At 51.1% G+C, this 14201-nt stretch carries 12 protein-coding genes; 10 read left to right on the forward strand and 2 right to left on the reverse strand.

What is annotated here, in order from left to right; genetic code table 11:
* Positions 1–24 precede the first annotated feature (24 nt).
* From V5J35_RS19345 to ruvC, 6 genes are all read left to right on the forward strand, one after another.
* Positions 25–1671 carry a hypothetical protein gene (locus V5J35_RS19345; protein ID WP_354008721.1) on the forward strand — a complete coding sequence of 549 codons (1647 nt, stop codon included), beginning with the start codon at positions 25–27 and terminating at the stop codon, positions 1669–1671.
* Positions 1672–1769: 98 nt separating this feature from the next.
* A complete protein-coding gene (locus V5J35_RS19350) occupies positions 1770–2486 on the forward strand; it encodes a class I SAM-dependent methyltransferase (protein ID WP_354008722.1) in 717 nt (238 codons plus the stop codon).
* Positions 2487–2572: 86 nt separating this feature from the next.
* Entirely contained in the window at positions 2573–2845 is a 273-nt protein-coding gene (locus V5J35_RS19355) for an FmdB family zinc ribbon protein (RefSeq protein ID WP_354008723.1), read from the forward strand.
* Positions 2846–2945: 100 nt separating this feature from the next.
* Positions 2946–4727 carry an aspartate--tRNA ligase gene (gene aspS, locus V5J35_RS19360; RefSeq protein ID WP_354008724.1) on the forward strand — a complete coding sequence of 594 codons (1782 nt, stop codon included), beginning with the start codon at positions 2946–2948 and terminating at the stop codon, positions 4725–4727.
* Between the two features lie 89 nt (positions 4728–4816).
* Positions 4817–5563: a YebC/PmpR family DNA-binding transcriptional regulator gene (locus V5J35_RS19365; protein WP_354008725.1), complete on the forward strand. Its 747-nt coding sequence runs from the start codon at positions 4817–4819 to the stop codon at positions 5561–5563.
* A 386-nt stretch (positions 5564–5949) separates the two neighbouring features.
* Positions 5950–6474, forward strand: a complete 525-nt coding sequence (gene ruvC / locus V5J35_RS19370) for a crossover junction endodeoxyribonuclease RuvC (RefSeq protein WP_354008726.1) — start codon at positions 5950–5952, stop codon at positions 6472–6474.
* Between the two features lie 34 nt (positions 6475–6508).
* Here ruvC and V5J35_RS19375 read toward each other — a convergent pair whose 3' ends face one another.
* Positions 6509–7051 (reverse strand): carboxymuconolactone decarboxylase family protein, encoded by a 543-nt coding sequence (locus tag V5J35_RS19375; RefSeq protein ID WP_354008727.1) that lies wholly within the window; start codon positions 7049–7051, stop codon positions 6509–6511.
* A 136-nt stretch (positions 7052–7187) separates the two neighbouring features.
* Here V5J35_RS19375 and ruvA point away from each other — a divergent pair, with 136 nt between their 5' ends.
* Positions 7188–7799, forward strand: coding sequence for a Holliday junction branch migration protein RuvA (gene ruvA, locus V5J35_RS19380; RefSeq protein ID WP_354008728.1), 612 nt, complete (start codon positions 7188–7190; stop codon positions 7797–7799).
* A gap of 51 nt (positions 7800–7850) precedes the next feature.
* Here ruvA and rarD read toward each other — a convergent pair whose 3' ends face one another.
* A complete protein-coding gene (rarD, locus tag V5J35_RS19385; protein ID WP_354008729.1) occupies positions 7851–8789 on the reverse strand; it encodes an EamA family transporter RarD in 939 nt (312 codons plus the stop codon).
* A gap of 131 nt (positions 8790–8920) precedes the next feature.
* Between rarD and ruvB the strand changes: the two genes are divergently transcribed.
* The 3 genes from ruvB to V5J35_RS19400 all read left to right on the forward strand — a co-directional run bounded on the left by ruvB (position 8921) and on the right by V5J35_RS19400 (position 14181).
* A complete protein-coding gene (gene ruvB, locus V5J35_RS19390) occupies positions 8921–9925 on the forward strand; it encodes a Holliday junction branch migration DNA helicase RuvB (RefSeq protein WP_354008730.1) in 1005 nt (334 codons plus the stop codon).
* Between the two features lie 325 nt (positions 9926–10250).
* A complete protein-coding gene (locus V5J35_RS19395) occupies positions 10251–13685 on the forward strand; it encodes an ATP-binding protein (RefSeq protein ID WP_354008731.1) in 3435 nt (1144 codons plus the stop codon).
* Positions 13660–14181, forward strand: a complete 522-nt coding sequence (locus V5J35_RS19400) for an SEL1-like repeat protein (protein WP_354008732.1) — start codon at positions 13660–13662, stop codon at positions 14179–14181. The genes V5J35_RS19395 and V5J35_RS19400 overlap by 26 nt, the downstream gene beginning before the upstream one ends.
* Positions 14182–14201: the final 20 nt, after the last annotated feature.

Here is a 14201-nt window from a genome sequence, read left to right on the forward strand (position 1 = left end):
AATCCAGTGAACTCAGGGAATGGAGTGAGCAACAGTGGCAACAGTCAGGCTCCGGCAAATGGTCAAACGGGTGGAGCTCCTTCACCAAACCAGGTTTCTCAGGGCTATAGCGGTACGAATTCAGTCTCCAGTACCAGTGGCTCCCCTGCGCCAGCCAATGTATCCGCGAATCTACCTAAGCCTGAAGCTGTTAAAGTGACCGTTGAAGAATTTGTCAGTCAGTCAATGGATGCTGAAATTGACGCACGTCTGAGTAATATTCGTAATAACCTGAAAATTGACGCATCTGATGTCTATCTGGGCGATACCGATACGCTGTTTTTAATGATTAAGGGTTTTGTTGATGAACTGGTAGCCGTCGCCTCCATGCAGTCGATCAGCCAGGCATTTGGTAGTAATCAGCAGGCACAATCAGCAAGGGCGAGTAAAGCAAAAAAAACACTGACTGTTCAGGCTCGTATACAGGAGCGCCAGGAAAGTATTCAGGAAAAAAATAATCAGCTGGGCGATTACACGAGCAGTCTCGCTAAAAAGCTCCTTGCCAAAAGTTTGAAAGAGCATCAGCTTTCCAACGCTAAAGATGAGCAGGCATCAGGTATCAACCGCAGTGCTGATATTACCAGGCTCAACACGGAGCTATCATTGCTGGAACACAAAATTGCCAATGCTGAAGAGGGCATTTCAGGGTTACAGCAGGATGTAAAAGAGCTGCAGAGTTTGAATACAGTCGACAAAGCCAGCATTGGTTCTTTCCAGAGGGCTCTGAGTGTTGTTCAGGAAGAACTGGTGAATGTAGGCAGCCTGGTAGGCCAGGTGAAGCAACGGTTTGATCATGCAGCGCTGGATACCGGTGAAGAGAAAGTTGAGGAAGTTAAGGAAGCCGCAAAAGAGGTCAGTCTGGAAGTCCGTCGTGAAGAAGCGCGTCAGAAAGTACAAAAAGACCTTTCCAGAGATCTTGATAAATCAACCCGTAGACAGGAGACACAGAGGGCTGACAATGTGCTGGAAGGTGAGTTGTATAAGTCACAACTTTCTTTCCTGCCACCCAAAGAGGCCGCAATCTTGAAGGAAGTATTCGGGAGCATTGACGTCGATAAGCTTAAGGCGGCCTTGGATAAAACGCCAGCAGCGCTGGATGAAGTGCCAGCCGTCAGGGTTGAGCCGCCGAAGAAAGAGATTGATAAAACTAAAGCTGTTACTGCTGCTAATGCTAATGCTCAACAACCTGAGCGTCCCCCCTTTGACGAAGGTTTGGCTATTGTCCTGCAAAGTGCTCTCGATAAGTTGTCCGAACCTTCACCAGAGGAGCCGTCACCAGAGGAGCCGTCACCACAAGAGCTGTCACCACAAGAGCTGACTGAAGAGGAACAGATAAACCCGGCGGCGTCGACCTACGGAGGAGATAACCTGTCATTTGAGGGAGCAAAAAACCCTCTGATTTTCGCCGGACTCTGGTTGCAGGCGCAGATGGAACAGGGCGAGGCTACTCAGGCTGCCAAGGAAAACCATCTTGAAGACGGGAAGGAAGCAGTCATTCAGACCGAACAGCTCCAGAAGCAGTCCTTTGCTGATGCCCTGCAGGATTTTGCCACTATTCCTGAAGAAACAGCCAAGTCTCTCGATGAAGGTCAACAGGCTGAAGCGGACATAAGCCGGAGAAGCCCGGTCTGAGGCAGCTTCTGTAAGAAGTCACTGCCCTGAACTTTGACCCTTTAACCCTGATGTTTTTGCTACATTAAACTCTCTATCAGGGTTAACAGGTGTCTGGCATGACCGCAGATGAAGTTACTTCGGTTTTTAAAGATCAGTGGAACGCCTATCAATGGGTGGTTGATAACAACCTCATGGGGCATCGGGAGTTGCTCACCGCAGCAACGTCCTTTATTGAAGACCGTTACAGAGATTCACCAGTTGCCATGGCCGACTTTGGCTGTGGTAACAGCCTGTTAATTCCTGAGATGACCCGTTCGGTTCAATTGGATGGCTATTGTGGTATTGATCTGGCTGAAAATGCATTATCCATGGCAAAGCAGTTGCTTGAGTGTAACGGGATTAAACATCAGCTGTTATGCCAGGATCTGTTCTCGGGCATGCCAGAGAACTCTTCGTCTCCTGGTTTAATTTACAGTGCCTTTGCTGTTCACCATGGCGATCAGCAGAAAAAACGGCAGTTTTTTTCAAAACTGTTTCAACAGACACCTGACCATTGTGCCTTTGTTCTCGCAGATATCATGATTCATCCCCATCAGGGGTTTGATGATTACACACAGATGCTGGAACAGTACTTTGCCAAACAGGGCGTCCGGCCTGACTGGCTTTCCCATATCATGACCCATATCCGTCAATACGATTACCCGGAAACAGAAGAAACCTGGCTGGATATCGTCCGGTCTTCTGGCTGGAAGGTATTACAGAAGCAAAGTCTGGGGCCTCATGATGAATATCCAGCGATTTTCATGCTGCTGGAGCATGGAAAGGTTGCCTGATCACTGCCAGCCAGTCTGGTGAAACCCCGCGTTTCAGGTATAATGCCTCGGTTTTGATAGTGGCAAACGAAGGATGTTGAGGATCAATGCCGATCTACGAATATCAGTGCGAAAACTGCGGAGAAGTGACCGAAGCCATTCAGAAATTCAGCGATGCTCCGCTGACTGACTGTGGTGATTGTGGTGAATCTGCATTGAAAAAACTGCTGAGCGCCCCGGGCTTTCGTCTGAAAGGCGGCGGTTGGTACGAGACTGACTTCAAGGGTGGCAAGAAAAAGAACCTCTCGTCCAGCGACAACCACTGCCCCAGCCGGAGCTCCGGCAGTTCCTGTGGCTCTTGCCCGGCAACCAGCCATTAATCATTGCTGGTTTATTACTCGTTTATAAATAGTCTCAGGGGTTGTGTTTCCCTCAAGCCCTGTTGAATCCGAACTGAAAACCCCTGTTTCGAGGTATGTTATGCGCAGCCATTATTGCGGCGAACTGAATCTCTCCCATAACGGGCAGGAAGTGACCCTGTGTGGATGGGTACACCGCCGCCGCGACCATGGTGGTGTTATCTTCCTGGATATGCGTGACCGTGAAGGCACCACCCAGGTCGTTATCGACCCTGACACTGAAGAAGCATTTGCACTGGCTGACAAAGCCCGCAGCGAATACGTTCTGAAAATCACTGGTCTGGTACGTCCGCGTCCGGAAGGTACCGTCAACCCAAATATGAGTACTGGTGAGATCGAAGTGCTGGGCAAGCAGGTTGAAGTCCTGAATGAAGCCCAGACGCCTCCATTCCAGATTGAAGGTTACACCGATGTCGGTGAAGATGTTCGTCTGAAGCACCGCTTTATCGACCTGCGTCGTCCGGAAATGCAGGAAAAGCTGATTCTGCGCAGCAAGGTCACCAGCGCAGTTCGCAGCTTTATGGACGGCGAAGGCTTCCTGGATGTTGAAACACCGGTTCTGACCCGTGCAACTCCGGAAGGCGCCCGTGACTATCTGGTACCAAGCCGTACCCATGAAGGCAAATTCTTTGCGCTGCCACAGTCACCACAGCTGTTCAAGCAACTGCTGATGGTGTCCGGTTTTGACCGTTACTACCAGATCGTTAAGTGCTTCCGTGACGAAGACCTGCGTGCTGACCGCCAGCCAGAATTCACCCAGATCGATATCGAGACCTCCTTTATGGATGAAGCGGGTGTGATGGGTATCACTGAAAACATGGTGAAGAAAGTATTCAAGCAGGTTCGTGATATCGACCTGGGTGAATTCCCTCACATGCCATACGCTGAAGCCATGAGCCGTTATGGTTCTGATAAGCCTGATCTGCGTATCCCGCTGGAACTGGTTGACGTAGCTGATCTGATGGCTGGCGTAGAATTCAAGGTCTTCAAAGGACCTGCTGAAGATCCAAAAGGCCGTGTTGCGGCGCTGAAAGTATCCGGTGGTGCTGAGCTGTCCCGTAAGCAGATCGACGACTATACCAAGTTCGTCAGCATCTATGGTGCCAAAGGTCTGGCGTGGATCAAAGTGAACGAGATTGAAAACGGTGCGAATGGCCTGCAGTCTCCAATCATCAAATTCCTGGGCGACGACGTCACCATGAAGATCATGGAACGTCTGGAAGCCAAGAACGGGGACATCGTCTTCTTCGGAGCCGACAAAGAGAAAGTCGTTAACGAAGCCCTTGGCGCACTGCGTTGCAAGCTGGGTGAAGACCTGAATCTGTTCACTAAAGAGTGGGCACCGCTGTGGGTCGTTGACTTCCCAATGTTCGAGGAAACCGACGATGGTAAACTGACAGCACTGCACCATCCGTTCACTGCACCAACCTGCTCCGCAGAAGAACTGGCTGCTAATCCGGCTACGGCTCTGTCCCGTGCTTACGATATGGTGATCAACGGTTACGAAGTGGGCGGCGGTTCCGTTCGTATCCACCGTGAAGAAATGCAGCAGACTGTGTTCGGCGTTCTGGATATCCAGGAAGAAGAGCAGCGCGAGAAGTTTGGCTTCCTGCTGGATGCTCTGAAGTACGGTGCGCCTCCACACGCTGGTCTGGCGTTTGGTCTGGATCGTCTGGTGATGCTGATTTGCGGTACTGACAACATTCGTGAAGTGATTGCCTTCCCGAAAACTCAGTCTGCCGCCTGTGTGATGACTCAGGCTCCCGGCGAAGTAGACGGCACTCAGCTGCGCGACCTGAACATCCGTATCCGCCGTGATCCGGCGTCTGCGACCAGTCACTAAACGAACGATCGGACTTTATTCATGCGTTGATTTTGTCAACAATGTGGGTGAAGTCCGGCACGAAAAAATTGAGATAAAGGGTATTTCCTATGGCAGGTCATAGTAAATGGGCCAATATCAAACACCGTAAGGCGGCTCAGGACGCCAAGCGTGGCAAAATTTTCACCAAGATCATCCGTGAGCTGGTGGTTGCGGCGAAGCAGGGCGGTGGCAACATCGAAGATAACCCGAAGCTGCGTCAGGTGGTTGATAAGGCTCTGGGTGCGAACATGACCCGTGACACCATCAATCGCGCAATTGCCCGTGGTGCTGGCGGTGATGACGACTCCAACATGGAAGAAGTGACCTACGAAGGTTACGGTGCGGGTGGTATCGCAGTTCTGGTTGAAACCCTGACAGATAACCGTAACCGTACGGTTGCGGAAGTGCGTCATGCTTTTAACAAGCACGGTGGCAATCTGGGTACCGACGGTTCTGTTGCTTATATGTTCGAGCGTCGTGGTCAGATTTTCTTCGACAACAGTATTGAAGAAGAAGCCCTGATGGATGCCGCCCTGGAAGCCGGTGCTGAAGACATTGTGACTAACGATGATGGCTCCTTCGAAGTGGTGACCGACTGGACGGAGTTCATGGCGGTAAAAGATGCGCTGGAAGCGGCAGGTTTCACTGCAGCGGCAGCGGAAGTTGCCATGGTAGCCGACGTTCAGACCGAGCTGGACAAGGATGGCGCAGAGAAAATCATGAAGCTGGTGGATCGTCTGGAAGACCTGGACGACGTGCAAAACGTTTACACCAATGCGGATATCTCTGCGGAAATCATAGAGCAGCTGGGCTGATTGATAAGAGCGCCAGGGCTGGTGAACATTCCCGGAAGCCAGCCTGGTGCCTGTTAGAATTCTATAGTCGTCTATTCACCGGCTGGTTCTGATTATAAAAAAAGCCAGTGACTGGTTACATCCAGAGATTAATCCCCATCACAATGATAAACAGTATTATCACCACTCCGGTCAGGGTCATTAGAGTTTTTAGTGTATCTCGCATAATCATCACCGAATAATCGATGGTTCCCAGCTTATGCAAGGCTGGCAGATTGTCGTAGGAGAATTTCGTAATCTTCGTGTTTTGAATTGTAAGTGTGATTTGCACGATTGTACTGTCTAGAAACTTGTATAAATGTACAGTATGCTGTTTTTTTGAATAGCGTGTTTGAGAAGAATTCTACATGGCCATACTCTTGGGTATTGATCCCGGGTCCCGTGTGACCGGCTATGGCGTTATCGAAGAGGTAGGTAACCAGTGCCACTATGTGGCTTCAGGTTGTATCCGTGTTCGAGACGCTTCACTGCCGGAAAAACTGCAGCAGATTTATGACAGTGTTTCGACCCTGGTGGAGCAGTACTGTCCGCAAAGCGTGGGCATTGAGCAGGTGTTTATGTCGCGCAATGCAGACTCTGCATTGAAGCTGGGGCAGGCTCGTGCTGCGGCGATTGTGGCAGCTGTCAATCATAAGCTGGAAGTGGCGGAGTATTCTGCCCGTCAGGTCAAGCAGGCCGTGGTAGGTAAAGGTTCGGCTGATAAGCATCAGGTTCAGCATATGGTGACTTCGATCCTGAAACTCAGTTCAACACCACAGGCAGATGCTGCCGATGCGCTGGCAATTGCCCTTTGTCATGCCCATACCCGTGCCAGCCTGGTGAGAATGGCAGGGGTGAGCGGAACAAGAAATCGTCGCCTGACCGGAAGATAGCCCGGTCTGAATAGTTCAGTCTGGAAAGCTTAGTCTAATTTGGATGAACACATAAGTGGAAGGCGGCACAGCAGAGCAACAGGTCCAGAATCTGCTGGGGTTTGTAGATCTGTTTCAGCTGCTTCCAGTGTTGTTCACTGATGGCTTGTTCTTGATAAAGCGCTTCTGCAACACGCAAAATTAGCGCTTCCCGTATAGTCCAGCCGCTGGATATCTGGCCTTTCGCGACCAGTTCAAGGTCACTGGCCTGCAGTCCGGCATCCAGAGCGCAACGGGCAATATCCGGTATCAGGTGGCGGGCGCCGGCGAGATGCGCACTGCGCAGGGCGCTCAAAGCTCTGTCTCTTACAGGAAGACTGGTATAACCCTGCATATAACCAGTGAAACTGCGGGCAGGGGGCTGAAGAGTGGGGGCGCCTTCCTGTTTATGGATCATATCGTTCAGCAGGATACGTTGTGACACGATAAAGGGAATCGGTATGGCTCCGCCGTCAATAGCCGGGTGGTATTCGCTGGCCAGACCTGCGTTGGGGAGCAGTTGCCACAGGGAGTTGAAGAAGGTCTTGAGTCTTTCCATAAGCGTATTCCAGGATGCGTGATTTTAATGCGTTAGTTGTTTTAGAGCTGGCGGAAAATACAAAGTTCGTAGCAGGCCGGTCATTGTTAGACATTCTTACGCTCTGGTCAGTCTGCGGGACGCTAAGAGGTTGAAAATGATAGGAAGAATCCGTGGAACTCTGGTAGAGAAACAGCCCCCCCATTTGCTGGTGGATGCCGGCGGGGTGGGTTATGAAGTCGAAGCACCGATGTCGGTGTTTTATCAGCTTCCGGAGGCAGGTGCGGAAGTGGTTTTATTCACGCATTTTGTGGTACGTGAAGATGCCCAGCTGCTTTATGGTTTCGGTAGTCGTGAAGAGCGGGAGCTGTTTCGAACCCTGATTAAAGTGAATGGAGTGGGGCCGAAGCTGGGGCTAACGCTGCTGTCAGGGATTGATGCGCAGACTTTTGTACGTTGTGTGCATGAAAATGACAGTGCCACCCTGGTGAAACTGCCGGGTGTTGGCAAGAAAACAGCAGAGCGCTTAATTGTTGAAATGAAGGACAAGCTTGACCGCTGGCAGTCTTCACCGCTCCTGGATGGTAAGCCAATGATTGTGGGCAGTGCTATGGCAGAAGCGGCGAGGGATACCGAGCAAGAGGCTGTCAGCGCTCTGGTGGCTCTGGGTTACAAGCCGCAGGATGCCAGTAAAGTGGTCGGTAAGATATTTGTGGAAGGTATGGAAGCGGAAGAAATCATCCGTCAGTCACTGAAAAGTATGATTTAAAGCCTGAGTCAACCACCTCGCTGGCAAAGAGATTGTTGACGGAGGAACCCGTCAACGCTGCTCTGTATGAAGTTTTGATGCTTTTTTCTGGTGGCTCACCTGATTCGGAAGCAGTCTGATCAGATCAATCACCACGATCAGGGTTGCGGTCCAGATTAAACCATAAGTGACCCATTGTGCCGCTTCAAACGACTCCTGCAATATGGCTATCGCGACCACAAAGATGAGAGCGGGCTCCAGATAAGACAACAGACCAAACAGGCTGAAAGGCAGTTTGTTGGAGGCGTTGACATACATCAGCATGGAGCAGACCGAGATAATGCCAAACAGAGGCAGCAGGAACCACAGGGAAGGTGTGTTCTGTACCAGCAGGGTGAACTCGCTGTTTTGCAGCAGAAAGTAGAGGGCAAATGGCAGAAAGAGTGACTGCTCAAAGAGCATGATGGTGACCACGCTGGCTTTTACGTTCCGGCGCACCATGAAGTAAACCGGGTAAAGCCCGGCAACCACCAGGGCTACCCAGGGCAGCTGACCCTGTTGCCACAGTTCAACAGCCACTCCGAGCACTGCCAGGGCAATGGCCAGCTTCTGGGGCAGGCTCAACTTTTCGCCATAAAACAACCAGCCGGTCAGTGCCAGTGTCAGTGGTAACAGGAAATAGCCCAGTGCCAGCTCTTTGGTTTGCTGGTTGACTGGCGCCCAGACAAACAGCCACCACTGGATGCCGACCAGTGCCGTGCCGGGTATCAGAAACAACAGGTTGCGGCGATGGCTGAGCATTTTTTTCACATCGTGCCATTGATCGCTTAGCGTAATGGTGAGCATCAGGCACAGGCTTCCGGTCAGCATGCGTACCCAGAACAGCTGGTTGCCACTGATATAAAGCTGTTGTACCAGCCATGGCGTAATGCCGAACAGGATGGAGGCTATCACTGAGCAGGTGAGCCCACGACCATATTGATAGTGAGATGGACTGGATATCTGGTTCATTTGTACTGATTAAAACCTGAAAGGCATTTTGAAAAGCCAACGGGATACCAAGGATAGCGAAAATTTTCAGCTGTGATTCGTTTTCTGACAACGAAATGATACGCTGAGAGGATTGTATAGCAGGCTTTGAAATGATTGAAGCAGATCGATTGATATCAGCGGCACCGCGCCCTGTTGAGGAAGCACAGGATCGGGCGATCCGTCCGGTTAAGCTGGCAGACTATGTAGGTCAGCCAAAAGTTCGCGAACAGATGGAAATCTTTATTCAGGCCGCTCGTCTGCGTCAGGATGCCCTGGATCATACCCTGATTTTTGGCCCGCCCGGACTGGGTAAAACCACGTTATCTCATATTCTTGCCAATGAAATGGGCAGTAATATTCGTTCCACGTCAGGGCCGGTACTGGAAAAAGCAGGGGATCTGGCAGCGCTTCTGACCAATCTGGAACCCAACGATATTCTTTTTATTGACGAGATTCACCGTTTGAGTCCCGTGGTTGAAGAGGTGTTGTACCCAGCCATGGAAGACTATCAGCTGGATATTATGATCGGTGAAGGACCCGCTGCCCGCTCTATTAAACTGGATTTGCCTCCGTTTACTCTGGTGGGGGCTACCACCCGGGCCGGTTTGCTGACGTCACCACTGAGAGACCGGTTTGGTATCGTTCAGCGGCTTGAGTTCTACAGTATTGAAGACCTGACGCATATTGTGGTGCGTTCTGCCGGAATACTGGGAGTGGATATTGAAGAGGTGGGGGCCAGAGAAATTGCCAGACGTTCCCGTGGTACTCCTCGTATTGCTAACCGGTTGCTGCGCCGGGTGCGTGACTTTGCGGAAGTGAAAGGCAGTGGCCTGATTGACGAGTCTACGGCAGATGCTGCACTAAATATGCTGGATGTTGATGCCAGTGGTTTTGACCATATGGACCGGCGCCTGCTGCTGGCTATGATTGAGAAGTTTGATGGTGGCCCGGTCGGGGTAGACAGTCTGGCAGCGGCCATCAGCGAAGAACGCGATACCATTGAAGATGTACTGGAACCTTATCTTATCCAGCAGGGCTACATCATGCGCACACCTCGTGGCCGGATGGTCACCAGGCATGCCTATACGCATTTTGGTCTGAGCGGCGAAGAGTAACCGTTGTTGATCTGTCAGGGGGACTTCTGCCCCCTGCGAACATTTCTGAGAGTCAGAAGCCTCTTCACTTTTCATAGCCTTTCCTGCACTTCTATTGATACCCGTTTTTTTGTCGATCGGATTAAATTCAATTGGCTGGAGTCCCGTTAACTGTCTATGTTGTGACTTGACCTCAATTTGTAGTCAAAGGACGCTGCGTACGGGCAGGCGACTGTTTCTTTAGCTGCAACAATATCTTCTGCTCATTGCAGGCAGTTTCTCCGCTGGGGGAATGATGTATTAAGGCTGGAACAGAATCCGGGGCGCAAAACGTATCAAACGATTTATGTCTACTTCAATCAGGCAAAAGATTACGTTATTTACCCTTGCACCTGCTGTGGTTTTCTATAGCCTGGTGACGGCTGTGTATCTTTATTTCACCTTTCACGCCGCTTCTGTGGAAATCAGTCGCAGTCATCTGGAACAGAGCCTTCGTTATGCCAGTGTCATCGACGGACATTTGCAGGAAATACATCTGGCGGGTAAGAGCCTGGGGCTGTTGCTGGATCAGCAACCTTCATCGGATAACCTGAGTGCAGTGCCTGTGAATGCATCCAGGTTATTGGGAAATGCGCGACTGGTGCTGGGGGTTGGGCTGATTTTTCCTGCACAGCCGGAAAAAAATCGTTACTGGAGTAAACGTGCAGACCAGTTTTCCAAAATGCCTGACCATTATTCCGTCCCCGGCCTGCCTGAAGCGCTTTTACAGGAATATCTTAGTGGGCAACGAGTAAAACCGAACTGGTATGTTAACCGTGTTTCCAGCCAGCCTGCGGTGTTTCGCTCTACTTATATGGTGCCGGTATGGTTTCGTGATGGTGCCTTTGCTGTACTGCGGATTGATATTGACGGCTCACTTTTAACGGCTCCATTGATCTGGGCAGACACAAAAACCCGGCTGGTCATACTCGACCGGGAGGGTATTACGGTTTACGCCAACAGTATTTCTCTGGAGAAGAACAGGGAGCTGCGCACTTTTATTAACAGCGGTCCCTGTGATGGTTACAGCCAGATCAACGTGACCCGTGAAGATACCGGTGAACTGGTTGATTTTATTGCCCGCCCCATTAAAACCCATTCAGGTAAGCCGCCCTGTGCTGTTTTTGATGAGGCATTCCGGCGGGTGACGGATAACAGGCAGTCTATTAATTTCAGGGTGGAGGTGCGCGGAGTAAAGAAGTGGGTCACTGCGACCCCAATTCCTGCTACCGGCTGGTATTTCAGTATCAGCATTCTGGAAGAAAGCATCCTGCAACCCATTGTTCGTCAGGCGGTGATCAGTGTTGGCCTGATTGCGCTGGTGTTGATTCTGACCATATTTTGCCTGTGGACGGTATCCGGCCTGATTACGCGCCCACTGAACAGGTTGAAGTCACAGATGAACGAATTTGCTACGCCTTATGGTCTGAATTCGGATGATAGTAATTGTGATGAAGCGGCCAGTCTGGATTACAGCTTTAATATGCTGTTGCAGAGACTGCAGGATCGTGAGCGGTCGCTGCAAAAAGCCAGGGCGAACAATATTGGTCATCTGGTTCAACAGCTCAAAGGCCAGTATTTTTATTTTAATCTTGATTCGGGCGGAGTCGTGACTTATGTCAGCCCTTCTATCAAGGCCATCCTTGGTTATGGTGAGCAGGAGTTTGCCGGCAGGATGCACCAGTTTCTGTCACCTTCCAGCTTGAACCGGGAATTTTCCGATAAGCTTTCAGCGCTGGTATCCGGTCAGTGGGAGGAAGCCTTTGAAGTGGAAATGGTGCATAAGGACGGCAGTATCCGCCGGGTGGAGTTGTTCTGTACGACTCATGAGAAGCCGGTAACGGTAGCCGGTGAAGACTGTGCAGGATCCGGACAGGTGCCGGTTGTTATTGAGGGGATGGCGAATGATATTACAGAACGCACTAACGATACCGAGAAGTTCAGGCAGCTGATTGCATCAGCTCCGGATGCAACAGTGATTTGTAATCAGGACGGTATTATTTCACTGGTTAACCGAAAGGTCACGGAGCTGTGTGGCTTTATCGAGTCACAGCTGGTGAACATGCCTCTGGCTTTGCTGGTGGCTCCTGAACGACGCTATGAAGAACCCCTGCTGGCTCCGGTTGATCCTGCCAGACCTGAATACCATTGTGTTGAAGAGTACCTTACAGAAGGGATAACCGAGTCAGGGCGTCGTTTTCCCATGGAGGTGTCCAGCAATGTGCTGGAAACGGCAGAGGGAAAGCAGATTTCCATTGTTCTGAGGGATATCACGGAGCGCAAGCGCATTGAAGGAGAGCTGGTTCAGGCCAAGACCAGTGCGGAACAGGCCAGTCAGGCCAAGTCACTGTTTCTGTCCAATATCAGTCACGAATTACGCACCCCACTCAATGGTGTGCTGGGTTATGCGCAGTTGCTGCAGGCAGACGCCCGGGTGCCGGAACGTTATCGGGATACTCTGTCTTCACTGGAAGAGTGTGGGCTGCACCTGATGACGTTGATTAACGATATTCTGGATATGACCAAAATTGAGAGCAGTGGTATTGAACTGGACTCTCAGCCTTACGTGCTTGAGAGTATGTTGAGCACCGTACAGGCAAACGTTAAGGAAGTTGCTCGTTCAAAAAAGCTGGCTCTGGACGTGGATGTTGACCCGAATATCAGCCCGGAAGTAATCGGTGACAGCGTGAAGCTGCGGCAGGTATTGATCAATCTGATGGGTAATGCCGTTAAATTTACCGACAATGGCAGTGTTATGCTGCGGGTGAACAGAGCGCGGAGACGGCTCAGCTTTGCCGTGATAGATACTGGTCCGGGTATCAGTGTAGCGGATCAGGCCCGGCTGTTTAAGCCCTTTGGTCAACTCAAATCCGGGCGTAAGCAGGGAGGAACCGGACTGGGGCTGGCGATCAGCTACCGTCTGGTTAAGGCAATGGGTGGGGAGTTGAAGGTGTCCAGCCAGTTGCATCGCGGCAGTAAATTTTACTTCAGTATTCCTTATTTGCCGGTAACGGTGGATACAGGATTGGCTGTAGAAAATGAGCCGGAGCAGCCCGGAGCTCCAGAGGATTATCATAATCGACGCATTCTCGTGGTCGATGACAGCGAAACCAATCGGGATATGCTCAGTAACGCCCTGCGCAGTGCGAACTTTACAGTAGAAGAGGCTGCGGATGGGGCTGAAGCTGTCGAGCAGTGCAGACAGTACCATTATGATCTGGTGTTAATGGACCTGAAAATGCCGGTCATGGACGGCCTGACAGCAACCCGGCTGATTCATGAGCAACCGGATAACAAAACGCTCAGTGTGATAGCAGTTTCAGCCAGTGTGTCGGACACGACCCGTGAGAGCATTGGCAGTGCTGGAGTGTGCGACTTTATCAGCAAGCCCGTCTGCTTCAGTGAACTGTTCAGCAAAGTATACCGCTGGATAGGGGAGGGTACTGATATTCAGCACAGCAAAACCTGCGACACCGATTATACTGACGTGTCGCTGGAAGGTGTTGAAATGATGCTGTCGAGTATTTCTGCCTGTCTTGACATCGGTGATGTCGGTTCTCTGAACGATCTGGCAGAACAGTGGTCAACAGATAAGGGCCTGGGGCATTATCCGGGACAGATCATGCAAAGCTGTGGAGCGCTGGATCTGGCCGGGTTGGAAAGCATCAGGGAAGAATTACTGGGTCGAGCTGCTGATCGACCAGAAGAGGTCAATAATGATGAATTACACAGAGAGACCTGAACACAGATATTGGCTGTATGGTGTCTTACTAATACTGACCATGCTGGTCGGTGGTTGCAGCAATAATGTTCGGGTGGACGCCCAGCCAACGGCTCCCGGTGTCTTTGGGGATGGCTTTTCGCTGTCTGAAACATCCTGCCACAGAGTCACGAGTGGGACTGCTGAACTGCCGATTGACCAGTACCATGCCGGGCTGTGTTATGAGCGGGGTGTCGGAGTGCCAGTCTCTATGGAGCAGGCTTTCAAGTACTACACTATGGCTGCCCGCTGGGGCATTCCTGAAGCTCAGGAAGCCCTGAGACGTTATGACCAGCCGGTGCCGCAGGCGGATATGCTGCAGCGCCAGCAGGGTATGGAGCAGAGGTTGCAGCAGGACCGGCGTAATGAAAACCTGCAGAAACTTGAGCGTGAACACATTGATGCCATTCGATGGCGCGATTACCATTACGCACCTTATCATTACCATCACCGCCGGCGGTGCCACTGGTGCTACTAATGTATTAGTGGCACTAATGA

The sequence above is a fragment of the Endozoicomonas sp. NE40 genome (genome assembly GCF_040549045.1).
GTDB lineage: Bacteria > Pseudomonadota > Gammaproteobacteria > Pseudomonadales > Endozoicomonadaceae > Endozoicomonas_A > Endozoicomonas_A lisbonensis.

Bases quoted from the DNA above. Each gene is read 5' to 3' on its own strand.
- ruvA (WP_354008728.1), top strand. From the start codon at position 7,188: ATGATAGGAAGAATCCGTGGAACTCTGGTAGAGAAACAGCCCCCCCAT.
- V5J35_RS19395 (WP_354008731.1), top strand. From the start codon at position 10,251: ATGTCTACTTCAATCAGGCAAAAGATTACGTTATTTACCCTTGCACCT.
- V5J35_RS19375 (WP_354008727.1), bottom strand. From the start codon at position 7,051: ATGGAAAGACTCAAGACCTTCTTCAACTCCCTGTGGCAACTGCTCCCC.
- ruvC (WP_354008726.1), top strand. From the start codon at position 5,950: ATGGCCATACTCTTGGGTATTGATCCCGGGTCCCGTGTGACCGGCTAT.
- V5J35_RS19365 (WP_354008725.1), top strand. From the start codon at position 4,817: ATGGCAGGTCATAGTAAATGGGCCAATATCAAACACCGTAAGGCGGCT.
- ruvB (WP_354008730.1), top strand. From the start codon at position 8,921: ATGATTGAAGCAGATCGATTGATATCAGCGGCACCGCGCCCTGTTGAG.
- V5J35_RS19350 (WP_354008722.1), top strand. From the start codon at position 1,770: ATGACCGCAGATGAAGTTACTTCGGTTTTTAAAGATCAGTGGAACGCC.
- V5J35_RS19355 (WP_354008723.1), top strand. From the start codon at position 2,573: ATGCCGATCTACGAATATCAGTGCGAAAACTGCGGAGAAGTGACCGAA.
- V5J35_RS19400 (WP_354008732.1), top strand. From the start codon at position 13,660: ATGATGAATTACACAGAGAGACCTGAACACAGATATTGGCTGTATGGT.
- rarD (WP_354008729.1), bottom strand. From the start codon at position 8,789: ATGAACCAGATATCCAGTCCATCTCACTATCAATATGGTCGTGGGCTC.
- aspS (WP_354008724.1), top strand. From the start codon at position 2,946: ATGCGCAGCCATTATTGCGGCGAACTGAATCTCTCCCATAACGGGCAG.